This is a genomic window from Mesorhizobium sp. M7A.F.Ca.CA.001.08.2.1, from assembly GCF_003998455.1.
GTDB classification, from domain to species: domain Bacteria; phylum Pseudomonadota; class Alphaproteobacteria; order Rhizobiales; family Rhizobiaceae; genus Mesorhizobium; species Mesorhizobium ciceri.
On the sequence record NZ_RZPW01000436.1, the window covers coordinates 1 to 5326 of the forward strand.

At 63.8% G+C, this 5326-nt stretch carries 8 protein-coding genes; 5 read left to right on the plus strand and 3 right to left on the minus strand.

Annotated features, from left to right (window positions below):
* Positions 1-295 (plus strand): TrmO family methyltransferase (locus tag EN914_RS23045; protein WP_206527225.1); only part of this gene is annotated, 295 nt, incomplete at its 5' end.
* Entirely contained in the window at positions 292-606 is a 315-nt protein-coding gene (locus EN914_RS23050) for a DUF2293 domain-containing protein (RefSeq protein ID WP_013530931.1), read from the plus strand. The genes EN914_RS23045 and EN914_RS23050, both read left to right, overlap by 4 nt.
* A gap of 6 nt (positions 607-612) precedes the next feature.
* Here EN914_RS23050 and EN914_RS23055 read toward each other — a convergent pair whose 3' ends face one another.
* The gene (locus tag EN914_RS23055) at positions 613-1110 is read right to left on the minus strand and encodes a hypothetical protein (RefSeq protein WP_024501487.1); all 498 of its coding nucleotides are present in this window, start codon (positions 1108-1110) and stop codon (positions 613-615) included.
* A gap of 157 nt (positions 1111-1267) precedes the next feature.
* On the opposite strand from EN914_RS23055, the gene EN914_RS23060 reads away from it, so the two are divergent.
* Positions 1268-2233 carry a D-amino acid aminotransferase gene (locus EN914_RS23060; RefSeq protein WP_024501488.1) on the plus strand — a complete coding sequence of 322 codons (966 nt, stop codon included), beginning with the start codon at positions 1268-1270 and terminating at the stop codon, positions 2231-2233.
* A 129-nt stretch (positions 2234-2362) separates the two neighbouring features.
* On the plus strand, positions 2363-3202 hold the full coding sequence (locus tag EN914_RS23065; RefSeq protein WP_024501489.1) for an SDR family oxidoreductase: 840 nt from the start codon (positions 2363-2365) through the stop codon (positions 3200-3202).
* A 47-nt stretch (positions 3203-3249) separates the two neighbouring features.
* Here the strand turns inward: EN914_RS23065 and EN914_RS23070 are convergent, their stop codons facing one another.
* Positions 3250-3867 carry an MOSC domain-containing protein gene (locus tag EN914_RS23070; protein ID WP_024501490.1) on the minus strand — a complete coding sequence of 206 codons (618 nt, stop codon included), beginning with the start codon at positions 3865-3867 and terminating at the stop codon, positions 3250-3252.
* 197 nt (positions 3868-4064) lie between these two features.
* Between EN914_RS23070 and EN914_RS23075 the strand changes: the two genes are divergently transcribed.
* Entirely contained in the window at positions 4065-4631 is a 567-nt protein-coding gene (locus tag EN914_RS23075) for an isoprenylcysteine carboxylmethyltransferase family protein (protein ID WP_024501491.1), read from the plus strand.
* Between the two features lie 10 nt (positions 4632-4641).
* Here EN914_RS23075 and EN914_RS23080 read toward each other — a convergent pair.
* Positions 4642-5326 (minus strand): 3-oxoacyl-[acyl-carrier-protein] synthase III C-terminal domain-containing protein (locus tag EN914_RS23080; RefSeq protein ID WP_281034666.1); only part of this gene is annotated, 685 nt, incomplete at its 5' end.

Below are 5326 nucleotides of genomic sequence, written 5' to 3' on the forward strand. Positions count from 1 at the left end.
CATCATCCTGTCCTGGCTGCATCACGCGCCGCGGGACCTGATTGTGCAGAAACCACGCCATGCGGCCGAAGCAAAAGGCGTATTTTCGCTGCGCTCCCCTGCCCGCCCCAACCCAATCGGGCTGCATGTGGCCAGGCTCGTCGGGCTCGACCAGAACACCGGCCGCATCGATCTCGACGCCATCGACGTGCTCGACGGCACTCCGGTCATCGACATAAAACCCTATTTCGCCTCGACCGACGCTATACCGGAGGCGACCATCGAAGGGCGCGACGAGCCCGGGGTTCGGCGATGACGGCGCCCACCGGTCGCCGCCGCGCCATCGCCAAGGCGCTGACAGCACTTCTGCCGCTGGCACCCTATGCCGACATGGAGAAGATCCGCGGCGACGCCGGCGCGGTCCACATGAAGACCTTACCACCAGGCATCGCCGTATGGTTGGCGACGATTGCCCATATCCGCCACATGCACACAGATTACGAGAAACTGCTGAGCGAAGGCTACGACCGCGACTCGGCGCGTTTCTTCGTCATCGAGCAGACCAACGTCGTGCTCACCCGCTGGCGCGCGACGCGCCTGCTCGACGCGGATGACGAGGAGGAATGACCACGGCTACTTCCGCTTAAGCACTGCGACCGCATTATAGGGCTGACCATCGGCCTGGCCGATCCAGGTCCAGGACAGATTTTCCTTGAAAAACCTGACGGTGATGTTGCCGCCGTCGATGCATTTGTCCTGACCGTAGGTGATGCTCTCGTGGTATTCCACCGAAATGCCGTCACTGGACGTCTGTGACAGCGATCCGCCGCAACCGAGTGACGGATAGTCGATCGACGCGCTGCCATCGTTGATGGTCATGGCGATCGGCCAGTCGGCCCCGGCGTCACCCGCCGGGCTTTGATGGCCGCTGCCGACCCAGGTGCCGCTCAGCGACGGCACCGCGCAAGGCAGGTTCTGGAAGATCGGTGTCAATTCGCTCCCGGTTTTCTCGCAGCGATAGGTCTGCCCGCCCTGGCACAATTCCTCGCCTTCGCGCGCGCACTGGGCGCTGGCTTCGCCCGCGGCGGCGAACATCGTCATGGCTGCTATGACGGCCCCAAGCCTGCGCATCTTCCCCCTCCCGTTCAGAGCGCGCAATCTAAGGCAATTCCGATCCAATGTATCGGCGAGATCGTCATCGAGGCCGAACAGCGCCGGGCGGGTGGCTCTATGCGTTCTGCCCTGCGCCGATAGCCTGCTGACTCGCCTTGCGTGACAGGAGGCCCCAATGAGCCACACGGCGACGACACAGGACGAGAAGCAACTGCCCGTGGTTGGCGACCGCCATGTCGACCCGCATTTTTACCCCGACGGCATCGCCTTTCTCGACGGCCAATACCTGCCGATGTCGCAGGCCAAGATCTCGGTGCTGGACTGGGGTTTTCTGCATTCCGACGCCACCTACGACACCGTGCATGTCTGGAACGGCCGCTTCTTCCGCCTCGATCTGCATCTCGACCGCTTCCTCGGCGGGCTGGAAAAGCTGCGCATGACCATTCCCTTCGACCGCGACGGCGTGACCGAAATCTTGCACAATTGCGTGGCGCTGTCCGGTCATCGCGCCGCCTATGTCGAAATGCTGTGCACGCGCGGCGCCTCTCCGACCTTCAGCCGCGACCCGCGCCAGGCGGTCAACCGCTTCATGGCCTTCGCCGTGCCGTTCGGCTCGGTCGCCAACGCCGAGCAGCTGCAGCGCGGCCTGCGCGTCGCCATCAGCGACAAGATGCGTATTCCGCCGGCCTCGATCGACCCGGCGATCAAGAATTACCACTGGCTCGATCTGGTGCGCGGCCTCTACGATGCCTATGACCGCGGTGCAGAGACCGCGTTGCTCCTCGACTTCAACGGCAATGTCGCCGAAGGCCCGGGCTTCAACGTCTTCTGCGTCAAGGACGGCAAGCTGTCGACGCCGGCCACCGGCGTGCTGCCCGGCGTCACCCGCCGCACCGTCTTCGATCTCTGTGCAGAAGAAGGCCTTGCCGCCACGGCGACCGATCTCAGCGTCACCGCATTGCGCGAGGCCGACGAGGTGTTCATCACCTCCACTGCGGGCGGCATCATGCCGGTGACGGAGATCGACGGCGCGGCGATCGCCAATGGCAAGGTCGGACCGATCACCAGCCGGCTGATGGCGCGCTACTGGCAAAAGCACGATGACCCGGCCTGGTCGTCTCAGGTGAATTATCCCCGATAATTCAGGCGTCTTTGTCAAAAGATTCCCGTCGCCTCTGGAAAATCAGAGGATCGACCGTATATGCCCGAAAGCGGAGAAGCCTCCGCTTTCATCCAAAATCACGCCCGCAGGGGCAAGGACTCCAAGATCATGACAAACAAGGTTTGGTTCATCACCGGATCGTCTAAAGGCTTTGGCCGCGTCTGGGCCGAGGCCGCACTCGCGCGTGGCGACAGCGTCGCGGCCACCGCCCGCGATGCCGGCACGCTCGCCGATCTCGTCGAGAAATACGGCGACAGGATTGCCGCGATAAAGCTCGACGTCACCGACAAGAAAGCCGTCGATGCCGCTGTCGCCGAGGCGCACAAGCGTTTTGGCCGGCTCGACGTCGTCATCAACAATGCCGGCTACGGCCATTTCGGCGCCATCGAGGAGGTCAGCGAACAGGAAGCTCGCGACCAGATCGAAACCAATGTCTTCGGCGCTCTGTGGGTCACTCAGGCCGCACTGCCGATCATGCGGGCACAGCGTTCCGGCCACATCATCCAGATCTCGTCGATCGGCGGCGTCAATGCCTTTGCCTCGCTCGGCCTCTACCACGCCTCGAAATGGGCGCTGGAGGCCTTCAGCCAGTCGCTCAGCATCGAGGTCGCGGAATTCGGCATCCATGTGACGCTGGTCGAGCCGGGCGGTTTCTCCACCGACTGGGCCGGGCCGTCGGCCAAGGTGTCCCAGCCGATCGAGGCCTATGCGCCCGCCCGTGCCAAGATGGCCGAGCGCCGCGCCAATTCGGTCGCCGGCGATCCAGACGCCACCGGGCCGGCCATGCTGGCCATTGTCGACGCCGCCGAGCCACCGCTCCGGGTATTCTTCGGCGATGGCGGCCTGCCGATGATCAAGCAGGAATACGCCAACCGCATTGCCACCTGGGAGAAGTGGGACGACGTTTCCATCATGGCGCAAGGCGTGAAGAAGAACCGCAAGGGCTGAAGTCCAGCGCTTTTGCTGCGCCGCTCCATGGGCGGCGTAGCCGGCCCTCAGGCTTGATAAATCCACTGCTCCGGCACGCGCAGCGATATCTCTTCGCCTGCCCTAACCGTGCCTGGCTTCTCTACCCAGGCGACAATGCCGCGCAGCCGCTTCGCCGCTTTCGGGAACAGCAGCGCGCCGGCTTCGACGTCGGCCATTCCGGCGTTTTCGGCGATCGACCGGCTGGCGATGCGGCACGGGCCGTTCTGTGCGTCGACCTTGATGGTGACGCCGCCCTTGAAGAACAGCAGCGTGCCGGACGGCAGCATGGAGAGGTTCGGCACCCCTTCCATCACCAGATTGGCGCCGATCCATTCCGGCTTGATCTCGGCCAGGCCCATGCGCTCGGCGACAACCGCCAGCTCGTCCGCTGCCACGATGGACAATTGCCGCTCGTTGCGCATTTCAGTGCCGCGCGGATACCAGGGCTCGCGCCCGCCCGAGCGCCGCGTCGGTCCAGCATGGAAATCGCCTGATATGCCGTCGAAACCCAGCCGCAATTCGTCCACCGGGCGCGTCTGAAAATGATCCGCCGGCGCCACGTAAAGCGCTGCCGCCCTGGCGGCAAGCTTTCGCGCGGCGATGATTTCAACCGGCTTTTCAGCCTCGGGGAAGAGATCCGGCATGGCGTTCTTTCTATTCGTCATCCAGCGAATTAGCCGGGCGCGCTTCGCGGCGTCCAGTCGAAAGTGCTGATCGTCCGATCAACAGCACCGATAGGATCGCGATCACGCTTTTCTTACCTGTCATCGATCTCGCACCGCATTGCCGGCGCGCGGTGCCGGTTTCATAGTGACGTCCAGACGGTTTGCGGAGGCTGATCATGCGACCTGTGACGGCAATCACGTTGCTTTGGTTGATCTGGGCAGGAAGCTGGGCCGTCGCCGCTTTGTGGTCCGACCCTGCCCAGAAGCGCGCCGGGTTCAAGGCGGAGGCCCGCTATCGGGGTCTCTGGATAGCCGGCGCGGTGCTGCTGTTCATTCCGGCGCACGGCTATGAAGGCCGGCTCAGGCTGTGGATGCCTGATCTCCCCGAAGCCTGGATCTGTGTCGCCCTGATCGCCATCGGCATCGCCTTTGCCTGGTGGGCGCGCCTGCATCTCGGCAGGCTGTGGTCGGGCACCATCACCGCCAAGGCCGGGCACCGTGTCGTCAACACCGGCCCGTATGGCCTTGTCCGGCATCCGATCTACACCGGATTGCTGCTGGCGATCCTCGCCACCATGGCAGCCAAGGGCACCGTCTGGGGCATAGCCGGAACCGCGCTGCTCATCATCGGCATCGTGACGAAAGCCAGGCTGGAAGAAAATTTCCTGCGCGGCGAACTGGGCAGCGCCTATGACGACTATGCCGCGCGCGTTCCGATGCTGGTGCCGTTCGCACCAGCATGACGCGGCAGCCTCAAAGCATTCTCAGCAGCGCGCCGCCGATCGAATAGCCCGCGCCGAAGGCGCAGATCAGACCGAAATCGCCCGGCTTCATGTCGGCGTGGTTCTCCGACAGCGCGACGATGGCCCCGGCGCCCGCCGTGTTGCCCAGCCGCTCCAGCACCATTGGCGCGCGGTCGTGATCGACCTCGTGGCCGAACGACAGCTTCAGGATCATCGCATTCATCCGCGCATTGGCCTGATGCAGCCAGAAGCGCCTGATCGCCTGCGGCGTCAGCCCGTGCTCGGCGAGGAATTCGACGATGAATTTCTGCCCGGCGACGGTGACTTCCTTGAACACCTTGTTGCCGACCTGCTTGATCAGATTGCCTTCCAGATTGATCATGTAAGGATCATCCTGGGCGGTGCGGGTATGGTAGCCCAGATTGGTGCGGATGTTGTTCGACATCTGCGTCCAGATGCGCGTGTCGAGCACCTCGAAGCGCCCCGGCCGCTTGTCGCCCTTGGCCAGGCCTTCGACCACCATCGACACCGAAGCGTCGCCGAAAATGAAATGCGTCTGCCGGTCGCGGAAATTGAGATGGCCGGTGATGATCTCGGGCGTCGTCACCAGAATGCGCTTGTGCGCGCCGGACCGCACCAAATTAACGGCGATGTGCAAGGCCGCCGCCGCCGAAGAACAGCCGAGCCCCATGTCG

Bases quoted from the DNA above. Each gene is read 5' to 3' on its own strand.
- EN914_RS23050 (WP_013530931.1), top strand. From the start codon at position 292: ATGACGGCGCCCACCGGTCGCCGCCGCGCCATCGCCAAGGCGCTGACA.
- EN914_RS23055 (WP_024501487.1), bottom strand. From the start codon at position 1,110: ATGCGCAGGCTTGGGGCCGTCATAGCAGCCATGACGATGTTCGCCGCC.
- EN914_RS23060 (WP_024501488.1), top strand. From the start codon at position 1,268: ATGAGCCACACGGCGACGACACAGGACGAGAAGCAACTGCCCGTGGTT.
- EN914_RS23065 (WP_024501489.1), top strand. From the start codon at position 2,363: ATGACAAACAAGGTTTGGTTCATCACCGGATCGTCTAAAGGCTTTGGC.
- EN914_RS23070 (WP_024501490.1), bottom strand. From the start codon at position 3,867: ATGCCGGATCTCTTCCCCGAGGCTGAAAAGCCGGTTGAAATCATCGCC.
- EN914_RS23075 (WP_024501491.1), top strand. From the start codon at position 4,065: ATGCGACCTGTGACGGCAATCACGTTGCTTTGGTTGATCTGGGCAGGA.